This is a genomic window from Burkholderia sp. Bmkn7, from assembly GCF_041103175.1.
GTDB classification, from domain to species: Bacteria; Pseudomonadota; Gammaproteobacteria; order Burkholderiales; family Burkholderiaceae; genus Burkholderia; species Burkholderia cepacia.
The window spans coordinates 1,567,610-1,586,653 of record NZ_JBGCUH010000003.1; the positions used below are offsets into that span (position 1 = coordinate 1,567,610).

Genomic DNA, 19,044 nt, shown 5'->3' on the forward strand with positions numbered 1-19,044 from the left:
GCGAACGTGTTCCGGTGCGGGGGGTGATCCGGCATTCGTCGCCGGTGGACGGCGTGTCGCGATTACGAATTCGCGGCGGCCGGTGCGCGGCGCTGTTGCGCGATCTGCAGGAAGACGAGCGCGAGGCCGGCCGCGGCGATCAGCCCGCCGACGAGCGGCACGGCCGCATACCCGAAGCCCGCCGAGATCGCCGCGCCGCCGGCGGCCGCACCGAGTGCGTTGCCGAGGTTGAACGCGCCGATGTTGACGGCCGACGCAAGGCCCGGCGCCTCGTGGGCCGCCCGCATCACGCGCATCTGCAGCGGCGGCACGACCGCGAACGTCGCGATGCCCCACACGAGCAGCGTGACGGCGGCGCCGGCATGCGTGCTGGCGAGCACCGGGAACGCGACCATCGTTGCGATCAGCAGCAGCAGGAAACCGATCAGCGTGCCGTCGAGCGAGCGGTCGGCCAGACGCCCGCCCGCGATGTTGCCGATCGAGAAGCCGACGCCGATCAGCACCAGCATCGCGGTCACGAAGCCGGGCGTGGCGCCGGTCAGGTGTTCGAGCGTCGGTGCGACATACGTGTAGAGCGTGAACATCGCGCCGGCGCCGAGCACGGTCGTCCCGAGCGCGCCGAGCACGACGGGGCGCGTCAGCACCGAGAGTTCGGCGCGCAGGTCGGGCATCTTGCCGGCTTCGCCCTTCGGCAGCGCGGCGAACAGCCCCGCGATCGCCACCAGGCCGAGGCCCGCGGTCGCCGCGAACGACATGCGCCAGCCGATGATCTGGCCGAGCCAGGTCGCGGCCGGCACGCCGCCGACGTTCGCGATCGTGAGACCCATGAACATCGTCGCGACCGCGCTGGCCTGCTTTTCGCGCGGCACGAGGCTGGCCGCGACCACCGAGCCGAGCCCGAAGAAGGCGCCGTGGTTGAGGCTCGTCACGAGGCGGGCGAGCAGCAGCGTCGTGTAGCCGGGCGCGAGTGCCGACAGCAGGTTGCCGATCGTGAAGATCGACATCAGCGCGATCAGCGCCGAGCGGCGCGACCAGCGCGCGAGCAGCAGCGTCATCAGCGGCGCGCCGACCATCACGCCGATCGCGTAAGCACTGATCAGCATGCCGGCTTGCGGAATCGACACGTGCACGCCGTCGGCGATCACCGGCAGCAGGCCCATCGGCGAGAACTCGGTCGTACCGATGCCGAACGCACCGGCGGCGAGTGCCAGCAGCGGCAGCGCGGCGCCGCCGCCCGGGCGGGAAGGAGAGGAAGTCGTGGGGTTCACGCGATGTGCTCCTGTAATCGGGAAACAACGGCACGGGGCCATTGAGGACAGTGCGAAGTGTGCCTGCTTCACTTTTGCGGAAAAAGCCGTATCCGGACGAAATTATCTTGATTTCATTTCAACAATGCAGCGTGCAGCGAAACCGGCAGGCGGCGCGGGTGAACGAGTGGAGGGCTTTTTTTCGAAGGCTTTTTGTAAAGATTGGCGGGTGACTCTCGACCGGGATAGCGCGATCCATGAGCGGTTCGACGCGGACAGATACCCGTTTTGCCCTTTTTCGCCCGGGTGGCCCGGAAGCCGTCCGCCGCCCGTCCGGCGGCGTGGATCCGGCGGGCCGGCGAGGTGACGGCCATCGCCCGGCGCGAGCGTCGCGTCACCACCGGAAACCCCTGGCAGACAAGGCACGCAGGCAAAAAAAGCCCCGGCCACAGGGGGACCGTGACCGGGGCAGAAACGCATCCTCTCTTTGGCACGAGGGTTGGATGCGCGCGAAGTATATTTCGACGCGTGACAATTCGAACCGGCGTTAAACGGCCGTTTTGGGTGTCAATTTAAAAACACCGGCGCTGCGGCGTCTCCCGTCGGCGTTTTGAAAGATGTTTAGCGCAAGGGATGCGGGTGATTAGTACGTCAGGCCGGTCGAACCGGCGTTTTGACGGAGGGGCGTCCGGTCGTGGATCGACGGGGCGAATTCGGCTGCCCGGATCGTAGGGCGGACGCGTCTTCGGTCGAACCGCGCCCGGTCAGTTCGCTTCGCCGGCCGCATCGCGCACGGCCGCCAGAAACCGCGCGACGACGGGCGACGGCGGCACGGCGGCGCCGTCGAACACGAACTCGATGTCGAAGCGGCTCGCGAGTTCGTCGAGCGCGACGAGCCTGACCGTGTGCGGGCAGGTCGGCGACGCGCTTTCCGGCACGAACGCACAGCCCATTCCGGCCGCGACGAGGCCGATCAGCGTCGGAATGTCGCTGCCGACCTGCGCGATGCGCGGCGTGAAGCCGGCCTGCCGGCACTGCGCCATCAGGAACCGGTGATGCGCGGCGGAGCGCTGCGCGTCGAACCACACGAACGGCTCGTTCGCGACGTCGGCCAGCGTGCGCGGCGCGGTGAAGTGTCCGCCCGGCGGCGCGGGCATCGCCAGCACGAAGCGGTCGCTCAGCAACCGTACGCCGGACAGGTGCGGCGCCTCGTCGCGACGCCACGCCATGATGCCGCCGTCGAGCTGGCCGCGCACCAGCGCGTTCGCCTGTTCGGCCGACAGCATCGGCGCGATCGACAGCTTGACGTCCGGGCAGGCATCGCGAAACGCCCTGAGGACGTTCGCGACGACAGGCAACGGCAGGCAGTTCGGCAACGCGCCGAGCCGTAGTTCGCCCAGCTGGCCGGCCGCGCTGCGCAGCGCGCGCTCGCGGCTGTCCTGCAATGTCGCGAGCAGGCCGGTCGCGTCCTGCAGGAAGCTCGTGCCGGCCGCCGTGAGCGTGACGCCCGTTGTGCGGCGGATCAGCAGCGGCGTGCCGATCGCGTCCTCGAGTTCGCGGATCTGCCGCGACAGCGCGGGCTGGACGATGCCGGCCGCACGGGCGCCCGCCATCACGCTGCCGGCTTGTGCGACGGCGACGAAGTAGCGCAGGTGACGCAATTCGATCTGGCGCATGCGGTATCCGTTCCGGTTCGTTGATATACCTGTGAAGCATAACAAGTGCCATGCAATGGTATTGGAAAGCATGGGGAGCCTGCCGTACGATGGCCGTCATCGCCGCTCGCCCTCGCGCGTCGCGTGCGCTTCTTCCGCGAGTTTCTTCCGTTCGCCTCCATTCCCATTGGTTCTGTCCCCATGCCGCTTCATATCCCGACCCCCTATATCCGCTCGCAAATCGCGTCTTGCCGGCTCGGCAGGACCATCCGGCTGAAGCTCGATGCGCTGCAGCCGTCGGGCTCGTTCAAGCTGCGCGGCATCGGTGCCGTCTGCGAAGCGCGGCACGCGGCCGGCGCGCGGCGGTTCGTGTCGTCGTCGGGCGGCAACGCGGGCATCGCGGTCGCCTATTGCGGCCGCGCACTCGGCGTGCCGGTACGCGTCGTCGTGCCGGAAAGCGCATCGGCCCGCGCCCGCGAGCTGATTCGTGTCGAGGGCGCGGAGCTGATCGTGCACGGCCCGAGCTGGGCCGAGGCGAACGCGTTCGCGCAGTCGACGCTCGGCGAGCACGATACGTTCGTGCACCCGTTCGACGACCGCGTGCTGTGGCAGGGCCACGCGACGATGATCGACGAGATGGCGGCGGCCGGCCCGAAGCCCGACGCGGTCGTGCTCGCGGTCGGTGGCGGCGGGCTGCTGTGCGGTGTGCTCGAAGGGCTGGCGCGCAACGGCTGGCACGACGTGCCGGTGGTCGCGGCCGAAACGGAAGGTGCCGACTGCTATGCGCGCTCGCTCGCGCAGGGGCGCCCGGTCGAATTGCCGGCGATCACGAGCATCGCGACGTCGCTTGGCGCGAAGCGGCCGTGCGACGCGGCGGTCGAATGGGCGACGCGGCACGAGATTCATCCGGTCGTCGTGTCCGACGCCGACGCGGTGGCCGCGTCGCTGCGCTTCGTCGACGAACACCGGATCGTCGTCGAGCCCGCCTGCGGTGCCGCGCTGGCTGCGCTCGAGCGGCCGGTGCCCGTGCTCGCGTCGGCGACGGATATCGCCGTGATCGTCTGCGGCGGCGTGACGGCGACCGTCGAGCAGTTGCAGACGCTGCGCGCGACGTTGCGGTAGGTAACGCGGCCGTCGATCGCGGCGAACGCGTGCATTGGCGCGTATTCCCGCTGCGAAGCGTCGGCGCCATGCCGGCTACGCAACGGACAGGCAGCCGCCAGCGTGGAAATTCATGCGAGGAACGACGGGGAAGGGTGCGTATCGTCGCGCTGCGCCGGTTACGGCCGGGCGCGGCGATACGGGTGGCCGGTCAGTTTGCGGCCGGTGCGCTCGCGCCGGACGGGGCGGACGAGGCGACAGGATTGGCCGCGGCAGGCGCGGGTGCCGAGCTCGAGGGCGCCGATGCCGGTACGGCGGCCGATGCGGCGGACACGGGCGCAGGCGCGGCCGGTGCCGGTGTCGGCGTCGCAGCGGCGGGTGGGGCAGCGGCGGGCGCCGAGGCCGCTGCGGCGGGTGTCGATGCCGGACTGGAAGCGGAAACAGGCGTGGAAGCGTGCGCGGGCGCCGATGCCGGTGTGGATGCCGCCCCGGACGCTGTTGCAGGTGCCATCGCCGGTGCGGGCGTCGACGCGGTGGTTGGAGCCGGTGCAGCGCCCGAAGCCGGAACCGAAGCCGGAGCCGGAGCCGAAGCTGGTACCGAAGCCGAAGCTGGTACCGGAGCCGAAGCTGGTACCGGAGCCGAAGCTGGTACCGGAGCCGAAGCCGGCACCGAAGCCGGTACCGCACCCGAACCCGACGCGGCCACCGGCGCGGCAGCACGCATCGCCGCCGGCGCGACCACGGCCGACGCCGCGGCCGGCACGGCATGCGCGCCCGATTCGGGGGCGACGGCCGGCAGCGAAAGCGGCACCGGCGCCGCGGGCGGCGTCGGCACGGCCGGGGTCGTCATCTTCATCGGCTCGCCCTGCGGCGTCGGCGCGGGTTCGGGCAGCGGCGTGACGGGTTCCTTCTCGGCGGCCTTGACGGTCGCGCGGTCGCGGCGGGCCGGGTCGATCTTCAGGAAATGCTCGACGAGATTGAAGAAGCGCTCATAGAACACGCCGGCGGGAATCGTCTCGCTGGCGGTCTTGACGAGCGCGTCGTCGCTCGACCCGATCGGCAGCGACAGCGAGCCGAACACGCTGAGCCCGACGCTGGCCGACGTATTCGACTTCTTCAGCGTGTAACGATCCTGCACCGCGTTGACGTACGCGATGCTCGACGAGCCGTCCGCGTTCGCGTCCGCACACACGACGTGAAACTCGATCACCACGTGCATGTCGTTGTTCGGCTGGAAATTCTTGCTGCCGTCGACCGCATCGTTGCGCGACGACGACACCACATAACCCTGGCTCAGCAGCGCGCGCCGCGCGGCCTCGCAGGCCGCGTCGGATTTCGAATGAAACGTATGCGCATACGGGCTGCTCGTCGCGTCGAACTGTTCCTGCTGGTAGATCGGCTTGGGCGGCGACGAGCACGCCGCCAGCACGGTCGCGGCCGCGAGCGCGCACGAAACGGAAAACAGGCGAAATCGGTTGTGCATGGCGTCTTTCAGAAGGCTTGGCGAGAGGCCGCGCAACGGCGGTGCCTGGATGAAGCGCGCGGCAATCTCGTAAGGCCGGGGCGCCATTATAGTTTCGTTTGATGTCGCACTCGCTTCAGTCGGCCGGCGCGCCGCGCGCCGCGTCCAGCAATTGCGACGTCAGCGGATGGTGTTCGCCGCGCCGCGAACGGATCGCGTGGATCTCCTCGGTCACGTCGCCCGCGCGCCCGAGCCGCCGCAACCCGCGCAGCAGCGACGCATCGTTCGCGCCGAGTTCGCTCAGCGGAAACACGCCGAGGCCGCGCGCCGCGAACACGGCCATCAGCGCGCTGTCCTCGAATTCCCCGGCCACGCGGGGCACGATCCGCTCACCTTCCAGCCACCGGTCGAGGCGCGCGCGCAGCGCCGAATGCGCGGTCGGCAGCAGCACGGGCAGCTCGGCGAGGCACTGCGGAAAGTGCTCCCGCGCGGCCGGCGTGACGAGTGCCGCGGGGCCGTACCAGTCGACCGGCGACGCGACGAGCCGCTCGCTCGTCACGCGCAGGTTCGAACCGGACGGCGCGCCCTGGCCGGCCAGCACGAGATCGAGATGATGCAGCGCGAGCTCCGCGAGCAGCGCGTCGTGCTCGCCCTCGTGGCACAGCAGCCGCAGCGTGGGGGTATCCAGCACGGGTGCCAGGATCGCGTGCGCGGCAAGCTTGGAGATGCCGTCCGCGAGGCCGACCGCGAGCCGCACGGTCGGCTGGCTGGCCGCCGCGCGCACTTCGTCGGGGATCAGCCGTCCCATCTCGAAGATCGCCTCCGCGCGCGCAAACGCGGCCTGGCCGGCGTCGGTCATCGCGACGCTGCGTCCGGCCGGGCGCAGCAACTGGTGCCCGAGCGCCTTCTCGAGCTCGCGCACCTGCGCGCTGATGGTCTGCACGGCCATGTCGAGCCGTCCGGCCGCGCGCGCAAAGCCGCCTTCCTTCACGACGACCCAGAAGTAGTACAGATGTCGGAAATTGAGCATCGGATCGTAATTTCGGAAAAACCGAACCAAAAATCAGATTCTCTCTGATTTTTACGAAGTTCTGGGCGGCATATCATCGGGCTTTCCACTTTCGAATCGGCCCATTTCATGGACTACCTGCTGACGCTTGCCGCCGACCCCGCCGTCTGGGCGGCGCTTCTGACGCTCGTCGTGATGGAAGTCGTGCTCGGCATCGACAACCTGATCTTCATCTCGATCCTCAGCAACAAGCTGCCCGAAGCGCAGCGCGCCCGCACGCAGCGCCTCGGCATCGCGCTCGCGCTGGTGATGCGCCTCGCGCTGCTCGGCAGCGTCGCGTGGATCGCAAGCCTCACCGAACCGGTGTTCACGCTGTTCGACCATGCGTTCTCGTGGCGCGACATGATCCTGCTGTCGGGCGGCCTGTTCCTCGTGTGGAAGGCGACCACCGAGATCCATCACCACGTGTCGCACGACGGTGACGGCGCGGGCGGTGCCGGCGGCGCGGCAGGCCTGACGATGTGGGCCGCGATCGGCCAGATCGTGATGCTCGACATCGTGTTCTCGATCGACAGCATCGTGACCGCGATCGGCATGACCGAACACGTGCCGATCATGTTCGTCGCGGTGATCGTCGCCGTCTCCGTGATGCTGTTCGCCGCGCAGCCGCTCGCACGCTTCATCGACCGCAACCCGACCATCGTGATGCTCGCGCTGTCGTTCCTGGTGGTGATCGGCATGACGCTGATCGCCGAAGGTTTCGGCTCGCATGTGCCGAAGGGTTACATCTACGCGGCGATGGCGTTCTCGGCGTTCGTCGAAGGCATGAACATGCTGGCGCGGCGCGCGAAGGCGAAGCGCGCGGCACGGACGGAAGGCCGCTGAACGGCCGCGCGCGACGCCGGCTGCCGCTCAGGCGGCACCCGGTTCGCGCGTCTCATACGGCATCCAGACGAAATTCGCACGGAAAGGAGAAGCGCGATGAAATGCCCTGTCTGCAAGACGCCCGATCTGCTGATGGCCGAGCGCCAGTCGATCGAAATCGACTACTGTCCGACCTGCCGCGGCGTATGGCTCGATCGCGGCGAACTCGACAAGCTGATCGCGCGCGAAGCCGGCGACGCGCCGGTGCGTCGCGACGAGACGCCCGTGCGGCACGATGCGCAAGCGGCGCGCGGCCATGACGGCGGGTGGGGGCGCGACGGCCGCGCTCACGACGACCGGGACCGGCACGATGGCCGCTCGCACGGCGATCGTTACAAGCATGACGGTCAGCGTCGCCGGAAATCGGTGTTCGACCTGTTCGACTTCGACTGACTCCGCCGATGTCGTCATGTCGTTGAAAAGCCCCGCCGGGCGCGTACCCGGCGGGGCTTTTTCACGCGTGCGGGACGACGGCACGCACCGATGCTTACGCGTTGCCGGCCGTCACGTCGATGTGGCGCGGACGCGTTTCCTCGCGGCGCGGAATCGTCAGCGTCAGCACGCCGTCGCGCAGGTTCGCGTCGATCCTCGATGTGTCGAGGTCGGGGCTCAGCACGAAGCTGCGCGCATAGCGCGTCGCGCGGATTTCGGCATGCCGCACGCGGAGGTCGGCCGGCGCATCGAGGTGCGTGTCGGCCTCGATCGTCAGCGTGTTGTCGTGCACCTTCACGTCGAGGTTCTCGCGCGGCACGCCGGGCAGGTCGGCCCGCAGCGTGACGCCGAGGTGATTCTCGACGATGTCGACGGCCGGCGTGATCGCGGGCCGGCGCGCCGCTTCGGCGGCAGCGGGGTGGACGGTGCTCGATTGGCGTTCGGCGAGGGTCGGGTTCGCATTCATGTCGGTATCCTGAGTATTATTGAACGGTGATCGCGCGCGGCTTCGATGCCTCGCGCCGGCCGACGCGAATCAGCAGGCAGCCGTTTTCATAGCGGGCGCTGACCTGGTCGGGATCCGCGTCACGCGGCAGCTCGACGACGCGGCGGAACGCACCGTGAAAGCGCTCCTGCGCATAGGTGCGCAGGTCGTCGCCTTCTCCGCCTGGCGCCGGCTTGCGCTCGCCGCTGATCGTCAGCAGGTCCTTGTCGATCGACACGTCGAAGTCGGCCGCGGCCATGCCGGGCGCGAACGCGACGATCTCGATCGCGCTGTCGGTGGCGCCGACGTTGAGCGCGGGAAAGGCGCCGGGCCGCACCGCGCGAATGCCGGACGGACGATCGCCGAGCAGGTTCGCCACCTGCCGCTGCACGCGGGCGAATTCGTCGAACAGGTCGCTGCCGAAATGGATACCGCTCATTTGAGTCCTCCTGAACAGGGAACGCGGGAGACGCGACGGCGCGACGCTGGCGGCGGGCGCGACGCGGGGGCTCCACTGGGTCGAAACGGGGGCAGTGCGTGGTGCGGTGCACTGCCCGACGACGCGTAATTAGTGGCCGCCGCAGCGCATTTCAAGAGGGGATCCACAATCTGCATCAATGCAGGCCCGTGCGGTTCGATGCGACAATCGCCGCGATCTATCCGCAGACCAACGACACGGGACAACCATGGACATTCGACGCATCGCGATCGTCGGCGCCGGCGTGATCGGCGCCAGCTGGGCCGCTTTCTACCTGACGCAGGGCTTCGACGTCGTCGCGACCGATCCGGCGCCGCAAGCCGACGCGCGGCTGCGCGACGCACTGGCCGCGTTTCTCGGCGAGCGGGCCGCCGAGCTTTCCGCGCGGCTGTCGTTCGATGCCGATCTCGTGCGTGCGCTCGACGGCGTCGACTTCGTGCAGGAGAACGGCCCGGAGCGGCTCGACCTGAAGCGCGCGCTGTACCGGCAGATGGACGACGTGCTGCCCGCGCACGTGCCGATCGCGTCGAGTTCGTCGGGCCTCAAAATGTCGGACATCCAGACCGCGTGCGAAAGGCATCCGGAACGTTGCCTGATTGCGCATCCGTTCAATCCGCCGCACCTGATTCCGCTCGTCGAGCTGGTCGGCGGCGAGGCCACTGGCCAGGACGTGATCGCGCGCGTGAAGGCGTTCTACGATGCGCTCGGCAAGCAGACGATCGTCCTCAACAAGGAGATGACCGGCCACGTCGCGAACCGGCTCGCCGCGGCGCTGTTCCGCGAGGTGTATCACCTCGTCGGCGAAGGCGTCGTGAGCGTTGCCGATGCGGACAAGGCCGTCGCCTGGGGGCCCGGCCTGCGCTGGGGGCTGATGGGGCAGTGCCTGACCTATCACCTCGGTGGCGGCGCGGGCGGAATTGCGCACTTCCTGGAACACCTGTCGGGGCCGATCACGAGCTGGTGGGACGACCTCGGCACGCCCTCGTTCAACCCGGACGTCGATCGCAAGCTGAACGACGAATTGCGCGCGATCCAGGGCGAGCGTTCGATGCAGGAACTGGCGGCCGAACGCGACCACCTGCTCGTCGAGCTGATCGACGCGCGGCGCCGCAGTTTCCTGCCGTGATCGCGCCCGGGCGGAGCGTTTCGATCGGGCCGCGATCGGTCGGGCCGCGATCGGTCAGCCCGCGCTCCGCTACTGCTGCGCTGCCGTTTGCGGTGCCCGCGGCGTCTGGGCAAGCCACGACGGGCTCGCGGCCTGCACGAGTTCGCGGTTGCGCGCGCGCGTCTCGGCGCTCGGCGGGTAGTTGCCGTCGTTGGTCGGCAGTTCGCCGTCGAGATAGGCCTGCTTGAGCTGGGCGATGACTTCCGCGCGTGTCAGGCCCGGTTCGGGCGCAGCGGCATCGTTCTGGGCAAAGGCGGGGGACAGCAGGGCGGCGGCGGCGGTCGCGACGGCGAATCGCAAGACATTCATGGTGTGCTCCGATCAAGGGGACGGGACACCGGATGCGCGCGGCGGCTGCCGTGCGTTCCGATGGGGCCCATTGTCGTGAGCGGGTGCTGCGCGGACGATGACGCGTTCCGGGCAGAACGGTCAGTTGCAGGCGCGGCCGGCCGCGCATGCGTGCGTCGCGCCCGGTGAGCTTACAACTCCGACGCGGCCGTGATCAGCGTGGCTTCGAGCGCGAGCGTCGATCGCGACGCGGCCGCCGGCCGGTCGATCACGTACTCGAGTTCGCCGAGCTCGGGCAGCCCCGCGTCGAGCCGCGCGAGCCCGGCCGGGATCACGTAGCCCGCGAACGCGCTCACGCCGAGCCCCGCGCTCGCGGCGGCGCGCAGCACCGCGACGCTGCTGCTGACTACCGCGATCCGGTACGGCCGCCCGACGGCTTCGAGCGATTCGAGCACGCGGCGGCGCGACACGCTCGGCTCCGGATGCATCGCGAGCGGCAGCACGGTCTCGTGGCCGGTGATCCGCGAATCGGGGCCCGTGCACCAGTACAGCGGCTCGCTGCGGATCACGCGGCCGCGCCGGCTGCCCGCGATGCGCTTCGCGAACACGAGATCGTGCCGCCCTTCGTCGAGCGCGTCGAACAGGTCGCCCGACAGCCCGGTCGAGATCGCGAGCTCGACCTCCGGATTGCGCTGCACGAAGCTTGCGAGCGCGGCCGTCAGGTGCGCCGACGCGAAATCCTCCGACATCGCGAGCCGCACCTTGCCCGACAGCGGCGGGCCGCACACCGACGTGACGGCCTCGTCCATCAGTTCGAGGATGCGCACCGCGTAGCGGAACAGCGCGTCGCCGTGCTGCGACAGGTGCACGTTGCGCGTGTCGCGTTCGAACAGCGGCCGGTCGAGCAGCTCCTCGAGGCGGCGGATATGCTGGCTGACGGTCGACTGCGACAGGCTCACGCGCTCGGACGCGGCGGTGAAGCTGCCGGACTGGGCGACGGCGACGAAGCTGCGCAGCAGCTCGGGCGGTAACGGGCGCATTGCTAAATCCACTGAATCGGTTTCGACAACTTCATAAATGGCCGGATATTGCGGCGCTAGTATCGGATCACGCCCCGGTGCGTGCCCGTCACGGCGCGCACCGAATGCGTAGCCCGCGTCGTGCCGGGGGCTGCATCGGTCAGTCTAAGGCATCCGGCGTCCGGCCCGAAACCGCATCATCCCATCGACCGCCCGAGAACGCGCCCGCACGACGGGCCGCCGGGCCGCGGCGCACCGCCGCAGGAGACAAGTCCGCGCACGGGATCGGCGTGCGGGGCCGGTTCCTGCATGCGTCCGGCGCCCGTCACGAAGAGACTGGAGACGACTCATGATCATCTACGGAACCGCGCTGCTGGCGTTCTGCCACCTGGCCGGCCTGTTTCTCGGCGACCTGCTCGGCAGCGCGATCGGCGTGAAGACCAACGTCGGCGGCGTCGGCATCGCGATGCTGCTGCTGATCTGCCTGCGCCTGTGGCTGCACCGGCGCGGCTGGCTGCCGAAGGAAACCGAGGCCGGCGTCGGGTTCTGGGGCGCGATGTACATCCCCGTCGTCGTCGCGATGGCCGCGAACCAGAACGTCGTCGCCGCGCTGAAGGGCGGCCCCGTCGCGCTGCTGGCCGCCGTCGGCGCGGTCGCGATCTGCGCATGCTGCATCGCGGTACTCGTGCGCACCGGGCGCGACGACACGGCCTTCGCGGCCGTGCCGCAATTCGAAGAACAGTGACGGAGGCCGCCATGCTGCAGATGCTCGAAAAAGTCGTCGCCCACAACGGGCTCGTCGCGTCGTTCGCGCTGGTCGGCCTGATCATGTGGCTGTCGTCGATCGCGTCGCGCAAGCTCACGTTCGGCCGTGTGCACGGCTCCGCGATCGCGATCGTCATCGGCCTCGTGCTCGCCTATGTCGGCGGCGCATTCACCGGTGGCGAGAAGGGGCTGGCCGACGTCAAGCTGTTCGCCGGCATCGGCCTGATGGGCGGCGCGATGCTGCGCGATTTCGCGATCGTCGCGACCGCGTTCGAAGTGCAGCCGACCGAGGCACGCAAGGCCGGGCTCGTCGGCGTCGTGTCGCTGCTGCTCGGCACCGTGCTGCCGTTCATCGTCGGTGCGTGCATCGCGCGCGCGTTCGGCTACACCGACGCGGTCAGCATGACGACCATCGGCGCGGGCGCCGTCACCTACATCGTCGGCCCCGTCACGGGCGCGGCGATCGGCGCGAGCTCCGACGTGATCGCGCTCAGCATCGCGACGGGGCTCGTGAAGGCGATCATCGTGATGGTCGGCACGCCGGTCGCGGCCAACTTCATGGGCCTGAAGACGCCGCGTTCCGCGATGATCTTCGGTGGCCTGGCCGGCACCGTCAGCGGCGTGAGCGCGGGGCTCGCCGCGACCGACCGTCGGCTCGTCCCGTACGGCGCGCTGGTCGCGACGTTCCATACGGGCGTCGGCTGCCTGCTCGGGCCGTCGGTACTGTTCTTCACGACGCGCGCGCTGGTCGGCGCGTAGCGCGCTGCGATGCGGCTCAAGTGCGCGGGCCGCATCCATCGCGGCGTCCTCTGAGTCGCATTCGTCAACATCATCAATCGGCGGCGGCGCCCGGCTTAGAATGCCGCTGAACCATCGAAGCGGGAGAACTGTTCATGACGGGATGGAATCACGCGCGGCAGGCGCGCGATGCACGCCTCGCGGCCGGTGCGCGTTTCGCGCAGGGCAAGCGGGTCGATGCGCGCGACGCCGTCGCGTTGCTCGAAGCGGTGCTGCGGCCCGGCGACCGCGTGTGCCTCGAAGGCGACAACCAGAAGCAGGCCGACCTGCTCGCGACGGCGCTTGCCGATGTCGACAGCGCGAAGATTCACGACCTGCACATGGTGCAGTCGGGCGTCGTGCTGCCCGAGCATCTCGACGTGTTCGAGCGCGGCATCGCGAAGCGCCTCGACTTCGCGTATTCGGGCCCGCAGTCGCAGCGCATCGCGAAGCTGCTGTTCGGCGGCAAGATCGCGCTCGGCGCGGTGCACACCTATCTCGAGCTGTTCGCGCGCTACTTCATCGACCTCACGCCGCAGGTCGCGCTGATCGCCGCGGTCAGCGCCGACGCCGACGGCAACCTGTACACGGGCCCGAACACCGAGGACACGCCGACCGTCGTCGAGGCCACCGCGTTCAAGGACGGCATCGTGATCGCGCAGGTCGACCGCATCGTCGACAAGGTGCCGCGCGTCGACATTCCCGGCGACCGCGTGCACTTCGTCGTCGAGGCGGGCCGGCCGTTCTACGTCGAGCCGCTGTTCACGCGCGACCCGGCCGCGATCACCGAAACGCAGATCCTCACCGCGATGCTTGCGATCAAGGGCATCTACGAACCTTACGGCATCAAGCGCCTGAACCACGGGATCGGCTTCAACACGGCCGCGATCGAACTGCTGCTGCCGACCTACGGCGAGAAGCTCGGGCTGAAGGGCAAGGTCTGCTCGCACTGGGCGCTCAATCCGCACCCGACGCTGATTCCCGCGATCGAATCGGGCTGGGTCGAGCAGATCCACTGCTTCGGCTCGGAAGTCGGGATGGACGACTACATCCGCGCGCGTTCCGACATATGGTTCACGGGCTCCGACGGATCGCTGCGCTCGAACCGCGCGTTCTGCCAGACGGCCGGCCTCTACGCGTGCGACATGTTCATCGGCTCGACGCTGCAGATCGACCTGTCCGGCCATTCGTCGACGGTCACCGCCGAGCGCATCGCCGGTTTCGGCGGCGCGCCGAACATGGGCAGCGACGCGCGCGGCCGGCGTCACCCGAGCGAGCCGTGGCTGAAGGCCGGCGCGGAAGCCGACCCCGATACGCCGGCGGCACTCAGGCGCGGCCGCAAGCTCGTCGTGCAGATCGGCGAGACGTTCGGCGACAAGAACGTGCCGATGTTCGTCGAGAAACTCGACGCGCTGAAGCTCGCCGACAAGCTGCAGCTCGACCTCGCGCCGATCATGGTCTATGGCGACGACGTCACGCACATCGTCACCGAGGAAGGGATCGCGAACCTGCTGATGTGCCGCGACAAGGACGAACGCGAGCACGCGATCCGCGGCGTCGCCGGTTATACGGAGATCGGCCGCGGCCGCGACCGGAAGATGGTCGAGCGGCTGCGCGAGCGCGGCGTGATTCGCCGTCCGGAGGATCTCGGCATCGATCCGCTCGACGCCGACCGCCGCTGGCTCGCCGCGCGCTCGATCAAGGATCTCGTGCACTGGTCGGGCGGGCTTTATGCGCCGCCGGCCCGGTTCCGCAACTGGTGAGGAAGAGGGCATGGAACAGTTGAACTATCGCTTCACCGCGCGCGAGCGCGCGAAGGGCGAGCTGGCCGCGGCGCTCGTCGGCGTGGTGGCATCCGGCAATCTCGAGGTGCTCGTCGAGCGCGTGCTGCCGGGCAACGAATGCGAGATCGACATCCGCACCGCGGCGGTCGGTTTCGGCGCGGTGTGGCAGGCCGTCGTCACGGATTTCGTCGAGCGGCGCACGCCGGGCGGCCTGAAGCTGTCGATCAACGACGGCGGCGCGCGGCCCGACATGGTGTCGCTGCGGCTCGCGCAGGCCGTGCGCGCGATCGAAGGGGACGCATGATGAACGACATTCATCACACCCATGACGCCCCCGCGTTCGTCGCGAACGCGGCGAGCTGGTACGAAGCATCCGCGCGGCAGCGCGTCGACGGGCTGCTCGACGCGGGCAGCTTCGACGAATTCCTCGGGCCGGCCGAACGCGTGACGAGCCCGCACTTGCCGCTGTTCGACCTGCCGCAGCAGTTCGACGACGGGATGGTGGTCGGCCACGGCCGGCTCGACGGGCATCCGGTGTTCGTCGCCGCGCAGGAAGGCCGCTTCATGGGCGGGGCGTTCGGCGAAGTGCACGGCGCGAAGCTCACCGGGCTGCTGCGCGCCGCGCGCGAAGTCGGCAAGCCGGTGCTGATCCTGTTCGATACGGGGGGCGTGCGGCTGCAGGAGGCGAACGCGGGCGAACTCGCGATCGCCGAGATCATGCGCGCGCTCGTCGAAACGCGTGCGGCCGGCGTGCCTGTGATCGGGCTGATCGGCGGCCGCGCGGGCTGCTACGGCGGCGGCGGATTGCTCGCCGCATGCTGCTCGGCGCTCGCGGTGTCGGAGCAGGGCCGTATCAGCGTGTCGGGCCCCGAGGTGATCGAAACCAATCGCGGCGTCGAGGAGTTCGATTCGAAGGACCGCGCGCTGATCTGGCGCACGATGGGCGGCAAGCACCGGCGGCTGATCGGCGGCGCGGATCGCTACGTGGCCGATACGCCGGACGCGTTCCGCGCGGCCGCGCTCGAGCTGATCGGGCGTGCGCCGGCATTCGATGCGGCGATGCTGCGTGCCGAGCAGGCGCGTCTCGAGGCGCGTGTCGAACGGTTCGGCGCATGCAACGATGCGCTCGACGTCTGGCGCGCGCTCGGGGCCGGCAAGCCGGAAGCGATTCCGGGCATGCCGGACGACACGTTCGTGTCGCTCGCGGATCAATTGCAGGAGAGCACGCATGACGCTCGATGAAGTGCTGGATGCCTTGTTTCCCCAGGGCCATTCGATCGCCCGCACCGGCGGCCTGTTGACGGGGCATGCGGAACTGGCCGGTACGCGCGTCGACGTGATCGGCGTCGCCGACCGCTTGCCGTTCGGCATCGACGAGGCGCTGACGCTCGCGGCGCGCGTGCTCGACACGATCGCGCGCGGCGGCGACACGCCGATCCTCGTGCTCGTCGACAGCGACAGCCAGCGGATGAGCAAGCGCGACGAACTGCTCGGCCTGAACGAGGGGCTGTCGCATCTCGCGAAGTGCCTGATGCACGCGGATCTCGCCGGGCACCGGACGGTCGGCGTGCTGTACGGCCACACGGCCGCCGGCGCGTTCATCGCGACCGCGCTCGCGACGCGCACGCTGCTTGCGGTGCCGGGCGCCGAACCGGAAGTGATGGATCTGCCGTCGATGTCGCGCGTGACCAAGCTGCCGATCGACGTGCTGAAGGAGATGGCACGCTCGACGCCGGTGTTCGCGCCGGGGCTCGACAATCTCGTGAAGATGGGCGCCGTCGACGCCGTGCTCGATCCGGCCCGCGCGCTCGACGCGCAGGTCGGCGAATGGCTCGGCAAGCCGGCCGAACGCGTCGACCGGCGCGCTGCGCGCGGCCGGCCGGTGGCTGCCGATGTCGCGCGGCGCGTCGAGGCGCTCGCGCGTGCCGCGCGCTGAGATGCCGCTGCGCCGCCACACGCTCGTCACGTTGACGGCGGCGGGGTGGGGCGCGGCATTCGCGCGCGATCCCGCGCTCGCCGCCGATCCGCTCGTGCAGGCGTGGGCCGCGCGCGGCCGGCCGCTGATCGTGCGCCGCGCGTCGCCCGACGAGGCCGATGCCGGCCGCGTGCCGCTCGGCCTGCCGCTGCCGCCGTCCGCGGGCAAGCGGCGCATCGCGCTGAACGCAGCGGCCGATGCGCTCGCGACGGTCAGCCCGCTGCCCACGTTGTCCGACGTGCTCGCGGCCGCGCCCGACGCGTGGCGCGCACCGTTGCGCGAGCTCGATGCGCTCGGCGCGCGGTGCGGCGTGCAGGGCCGCGTGTTCGGCAGCCTCGCATGGCAGGCGCTGACGGGCGAGCCGTACCTGGGCGAGTCGTCCGACCTCGACATCGTGTTCCCCCTACCGGAAGCGGCATCGGTCGCGACGCTGCTCGACGGCCTTGCGGCGATCGACGGGCGCGCGCCCATGCGCATCGACGGCGAACTGCTGCGCAACGACGGCGCGGGCGTCAACTGGCGCGAACTGCACGCGCGGCAGCCTGAAGTCGCGGTCAAGACGGCGATCGCCGTCGAACTGATGCCGGCCGACGCCTTCACCGGGGGCGCGCGATGAGTGCATGGGCCGCCTGCCGCATACCGGCGCCGTCCGAAGCCGAGCGCATCGCCGAACTGGCCGAGCGCAGCCTCGTGCTCGAGATCGAGACCTATCCGAAGCCGGGGCTCGTCAGTCACGTCGACACCGGCAGTCACACCGACATGGATGCCGCGACCTTCGCACGCAGCGCCGCCGTGCTGCGGCCTTACTTCGCGGAACTGGCCGACGCAGGCGCGCGCGATGCGGACATGGCCGTGCTGCGCAAGATCGGCCTGCGCGGCGAGCACGCGATGCTCGCCGCGACCGGCGGCGTCAACACGCATCGCGGCGCGATCTTCGGGCTCGGGCTGCTGTGTGCGGCGGCGGGCCGGCGTGCGACGCCGGGCGCCGTGCCGGGCGGGACGACGCTCGGCGCGTTCGTCTCCCGCCGCTGGGGCGCCGACATCCTCGGCGGCCCGCGCCTGCCCGACAGCCACGGCGAACGCGCGAGCCGCCGCTACGGCGTCGGCGGCGCGCGCCGCGAGGCGGCCGACGGTTTCACGACGGTCTATGCGGTCGGGTTGCCCGCGCTGCGCCGCGCGCGGCGCGACCTGCCCGGCGACCCGGAAGCGGCGCGCGTCGACGCGTGTTTCGCGCTGATCGCCGCGCTCGACGATACGAACCTGCTGCACCGGGGCGGGCAGGACGGCCTCGAATTCGCGCAAGCAACCGCACGCGCGTTCGTCGCACGCGGCGGCGTGCGGGCGCGCGACTGGCGGCGACGCGCGGCCGCCGCGCATCGTGCGTTCGTCGCGCGCCGGCTGAGCCCGGGCGGCGCGGCCGACCTGCTCGCGATGAGCGTCTTCGTCGATGCGCTCGAAGTCGACGGAGGCGCGCGATGACGCTGGCCATCCTCTGTTCGGGACAGGGCGCGCAGCGCGCCGACATGTTCGACCTGACCGGCACCGCACCGCAGGCCGATGCGCTGTTCGCACACGCCGGCCGGCTGCTCGGCGACGATCCGCGCGCGTGGGTGCGGCAGGCCGGGCCGGACGCGCTGCGTGAAAACCGTGCCGCGCAGATCCTCTGCACGGTCCAGGCGCTCGCGGCTTCCGCGCTGCTCGATGCGGTGTGGCCGCGCCGGCGCTGCGTCGCCGGCTACAGCGTCGGCGAAGTCGCGTCGTGGAGCGTCGCGGGGATGATCGAGCCGGACGCCGCGCTCGACCTGGCCGATGCGCGTGCGCGTGCAATGGATGCCGCGAGCGGCGGCGACGAGCGGATGGTGTTCGTGCGCGGCCTGACGCGCGCTCGGCTTGCGCGATTGTGCGACGGCCGCGACGCGGCGATCGCGATCGCGAACCCGGGCGACGCGTTCGTGGTCGCAGGGCGCCAGCCCGATGTCGATGCGGTGGCCGACGACGCGTCGCGCGACGGTGCGCTGCGCGTCGCGCCCGTCTGCGTGCGGATCGCGTCGCACACGCGCCGACTCGCCGCGGCCGTGCCGGTGTTTCGCGCGTCGCTCGCCGCCGCCCACGTGCGGCGGCCGTTGCCCGGCACGCGGCTCTTTTCGGGTATCGACGGCGCGTCGGTGCTCGACGTCGACGCGGGACTCGACAAGCTGGCCCGGCAGATCGCGGAGCCGGTCGAGTGGGCGGCCTGTCTTGCCGCGTGCGTGGAGGCCGGTGCGACCGCGTTCCTCGAGCTCGGCCCCGGCCGCGCGCTGGCCGAGATGGCCGGTAGCGCATATCCTGCGCTGCCGGCGCGCAGCCTCGCGGATTTCCGTTCCGTCGACGGCGTCGCGAGCTGGCTCGCGCGTGTCGCGGCGGGCTGACCGACGGCCCGGAAGACCCTCGCCGGAGTCGCCTTTCGCACTGTGTGTTGCGCCGGCGCAGCAGCCTTGCA

The 19,044-nt window shown here is 70.2% G+C and carries 21 protein-coding genes; 13 read left to right on the forward strand and 8 right to left on the reverse strand.

The features are described 5' to 3' along the window. Window positions 1-62: 62 nt before the first annotated feature. A complete protein-coding gene (locus tag AB3K92_RS28840) occupies window positions 63-1,268 on the reverse strand; it encodes an MFS transporter (RefSeq protein ID WP_091922273.1) in 1,206 nt (401 codons plus the stop codon). A gap of 743 nt (window positions 1,269-2,011) precedes the next feature. Beyond that, a complete protein-coding gene (locus AB3K92_RS28845; RefSeq protein ID WP_059677616.1) occupies window positions 2,012-2,923 on the reverse strand; it encodes a LysR family transcriptional regulator in 912 nt (303 codons plus the stop codon). A 180-nt stretch (window positions 2,924-3,103) separates the two neighbouring features. Between AB3K92_RS28845 and AB3K92_RS28850 the strand changes: the two genes are divergently transcribed. Further along, on the forward strand, window positions 3,104-4,024 hold the full coding sequence (locus tag AB3K92_RS28850; RefSeq protein ID WP_369466331.1) for a pyridoxal-phosphate dependent enzyme: 921 nt from the start codon (window positions 3,104-3,106) through the stop codon (window positions 4,022-4,024). Between the two features lie 190 nt (window positions 4,025-4,214). Here AB3K92_RS28850 and AB3K92_RS28855 read toward each other — a convergent pair whose 3' ends face one another. After that, window positions 4,215-5,486 (reverse strand): DUF2242 domain-containing protein, encoded by a 1,272-nt coding sequence (locus AB3K92_RS28855; RefSeq protein ID WP_369466332.1) that lies wholly within the window; start codon window positions 5,484-5,486, stop codon window positions 4,215-4,217. 115 nt (window positions 5,487-5,601) lie between these two features. Next, window positions 5,602-6,495 (reverse strand): LysR family transcriptional regulator, encoded by an 894-nt coding sequence (locus AB3K92_RS28860; RefSeq protein ID WP_048025422.1) that lies wholly within the window; start codon window positions 6,493-6,495, stop codon window positions 5,602-5,604. Between the two features lie 108 nt (window positions 6,496-6,603). Between AB3K92_RS28860 and AB3K92_RS28865 the strand changes: the two genes are divergently transcribed. Continuing rightward, window positions 6,604-7,359 carry a TerC family protein gene (locus AB3K92_RS28865; RefSeq protein WP_021162687.1) on the forward strand — a complete coding sequence of 252 codons (756 nt, stop codon included), beginning with the start codon at window positions 6,604-6,606 and terminating at the stop codon, window positions 7,357-7,359. Between the two features lie 96 nt (window positions 7,360-7,455). Continuing rightward, window positions 7,456-7,791, forward strand: coding sequence for a zf-TFIIB domain-containing protein (locus AB3K92_RS28870; RefSeq protein ID WP_369466333.1), 336 nt, complete (start codon window positions 7,456-7,458; stop codon window positions 7,789-7,791). Window positions 7,792-7,885: 94 nt separating this feature from the next. Here the strand turns inward: AB3K92_RS28870 and AB3K92_RS28875 are convergent, their stop codons facing one another. Together AB3K92_RS28875 and AB3K92_RS28880 are read right to left on the reverse strand one after the other, a co-directional pair. After that, window positions 7,886-8,296, reverse strand: coding sequence for an Hsp20/alpha crystallin family protein (locus AB3K92_RS28875; protein WP_369466334.1), 411 nt, complete (start codon window positions 8,294-8,296; stop codon window positions 7,886-7,888). Window positions 8,297-8,312: 16 nt separating this feature from the next. Further along, complete coding sequence (locus AB3K92_RS28880; protein ID WP_021162690.1) at window positions 8,313-8,753, reverse strand: Hsp20/alpha crystallin family protein; 441 nt, start codon at window positions 8,751-8,753, stop codon at window positions 8,313-8,315. A 247-nt stretch (window positions 8,754-9,000) separates the two neighbouring features. On the opposite strand from AB3K92_RS28880, the gene AB3K92_RS28885 reads away from it, so the two are divergent. Further along, entirely contained in the window at window positions 9,001-9,918 is a 918-nt protein-coding gene (locus tag AB3K92_RS28885) for a 3-hydroxyacyl-CoA dehydrogenase NAD-binding domain-containing protein (RefSeq protein ID WP_369466336.1), read from the forward strand. A gap of 69 nt (window positions 9,919-9,987) precedes the next feature. Here the strand turns inward: AB3K92_RS28885 and AB3K92_RS28890 are convergent, their stop codons facing one another. Both AB3K92_RS28890 and AB3K92_RS28895 read right to left on the reverse strand, forming a co-directional pair. Further along, window positions 9,988-10,266 (reverse strand): DUF4148 domain-containing protein, encoded by a 279-nt coding sequence (locus tag AB3K92_RS28890; RefSeq protein ID WP_059620716.1) that lies wholly within the window; start codon window positions 10,264-10,266, stop codon window positions 9,988-9,990. 170 nt (window positions 10,267-10,436) lie between these two features. After that, window positions 10,437-11,285 (reverse strand): LysR substrate-binding domain-containing protein, encoded by an 849-nt coding sequence (locus tag AB3K92_RS28895; RefSeq protein ID WP_021162693.1) that lies wholly within the window; start codon window positions 11,283-11,285, stop codon window positions 10,437-10,439. A gap of 328 nt (window positions 11,286-11,613) precedes the next feature. Between AB3K92_RS28895 and madL the strand changes: the two genes are divergently transcribed. The 9 genes from madL (at window position 11,614) to mdcH (ending at window position 18,973) form a co-directional block, all read left to right on the forward strand. Then, window positions 11,614-12,009: a malonate transporter subunit MadL gene (gene madL / locus AB3K92_RS28900; RefSeq protein WP_021162694.1), complete on the forward strand. Its 396-nt coding sequence runs from the start codon at window positions 11,614-11,616 to the stop codon at window positions 12,007-12,009. Window positions 12,010-12,020: 11 nt separating this feature from the next. Then, on the forward strand, window positions 12,021-12,788 hold the full coding sequence (madM, locus tag AB3K92_RS28905) for a malonate transporter subunit MadM (RefSeq protein WP_021162695.1): 768 nt from the start codon (window positions 12,021-12,023) through the stop codon (window positions 12,786-12,788). A gap of 134 nt (window positions 12,789-12,922) precedes the next feature. Further along, window positions 12,923-14,569: a malonate decarboxylase subunit alpha gene (gene mdcA / locus AB3K92_RS28910; protein WP_027787897.1), complete on the forward strand. Its 1,647-nt coding sequence runs from the start codon at window positions 12,923-12,925 to the stop codon at window positions 14,567-14,569. Between the two features lie 10 nt (window positions 14,570-14,579). After that, window positions 14,580-14,894: a malonate decarboxylase acyl carrier protein gene (gene mdcC, locus AB3K92_RS28915; protein ID WP_021162697.1), complete on the forward strand. Its 315-nt coding sequence runs from the start codon at window positions 14,580-14,582 to the stop codon at window positions 14,892-14,894. Beyond that, a complete protein-coding gene (locus AB3K92_RS28920; RefSeq protein ID WP_369466337.1) occupies window positions 14,891-15,832 on the forward strand; it encodes a biotin-independent malonate decarboxylase subunit beta in 942 nt (313 codons plus the stop codon). Before mdcC ends, AB3K92_RS28920 begins: the two co-directional genes overlap by 4 nt. Beyond that, a complete protein-coding gene (gene mdcE / locus AB3K92_RS28925; RefSeq protein ID WP_369466339.1) occupies window positions 15,819-16,526 on the forward strand; it encodes a biotin-independent malonate decarboxylase subunit gamma in 708 nt (235 codons plus the stop codon). The genes AB3K92_RS28920 and mdcE overlap by 14 nt, the downstream gene beginning before the upstream one ends. Continuing rightward, window positions 16,513-17,181: a malonate decarboxylase holo-[acyl-carrier-protein] synthase gene (mdcG, locus tag AB3K92_RS28930; RefSeq protein WP_059649393.1), complete on the forward strand. Its 669-nt coding sequence runs from the start codon at window positions 16,513-16,515 to the stop codon at window positions 17,179-17,181. The genes mdcE and mdcG overlap by 14 nt, the downstream gene beginning before the upstream one ends. Beyond that, the gene (gene mdcB / locus AB3K92_RS28935; RefSeq protein ID WP_369466340.1) at window positions 17,178-18,044 is read left to right on the forward strand and encodes a triphosphoribosyl-dephospho-CoA synthase MdcB; all 867 of its coding nucleotides are present in this window, start codon (window positions 17,178-17,180) and stop codon (window positions 18,042-18,044) included. The genes mdcG and mdcB overlap by 4 nt, the downstream gene beginning before the upstream one ends. Then, window positions 18,041-18,973 carry a malonate decarboxylase subunit epsilon gene (mdcH, locus tag AB3K92_RS28940; protein ID WP_021163378.1) on the forward strand — a complete coding sequence of 311 codons (933 nt, stop codon included), beginning with the start codon at window positions 18,041-18,043 and terminating at the stop codon, window positions 18,971-18,973. The genes mdcB and mdcH overlap by 4 nt, the downstream gene beginning before the upstream one ends. Window positions 18,974-19,044: the final 71 nt, after the last annotated feature.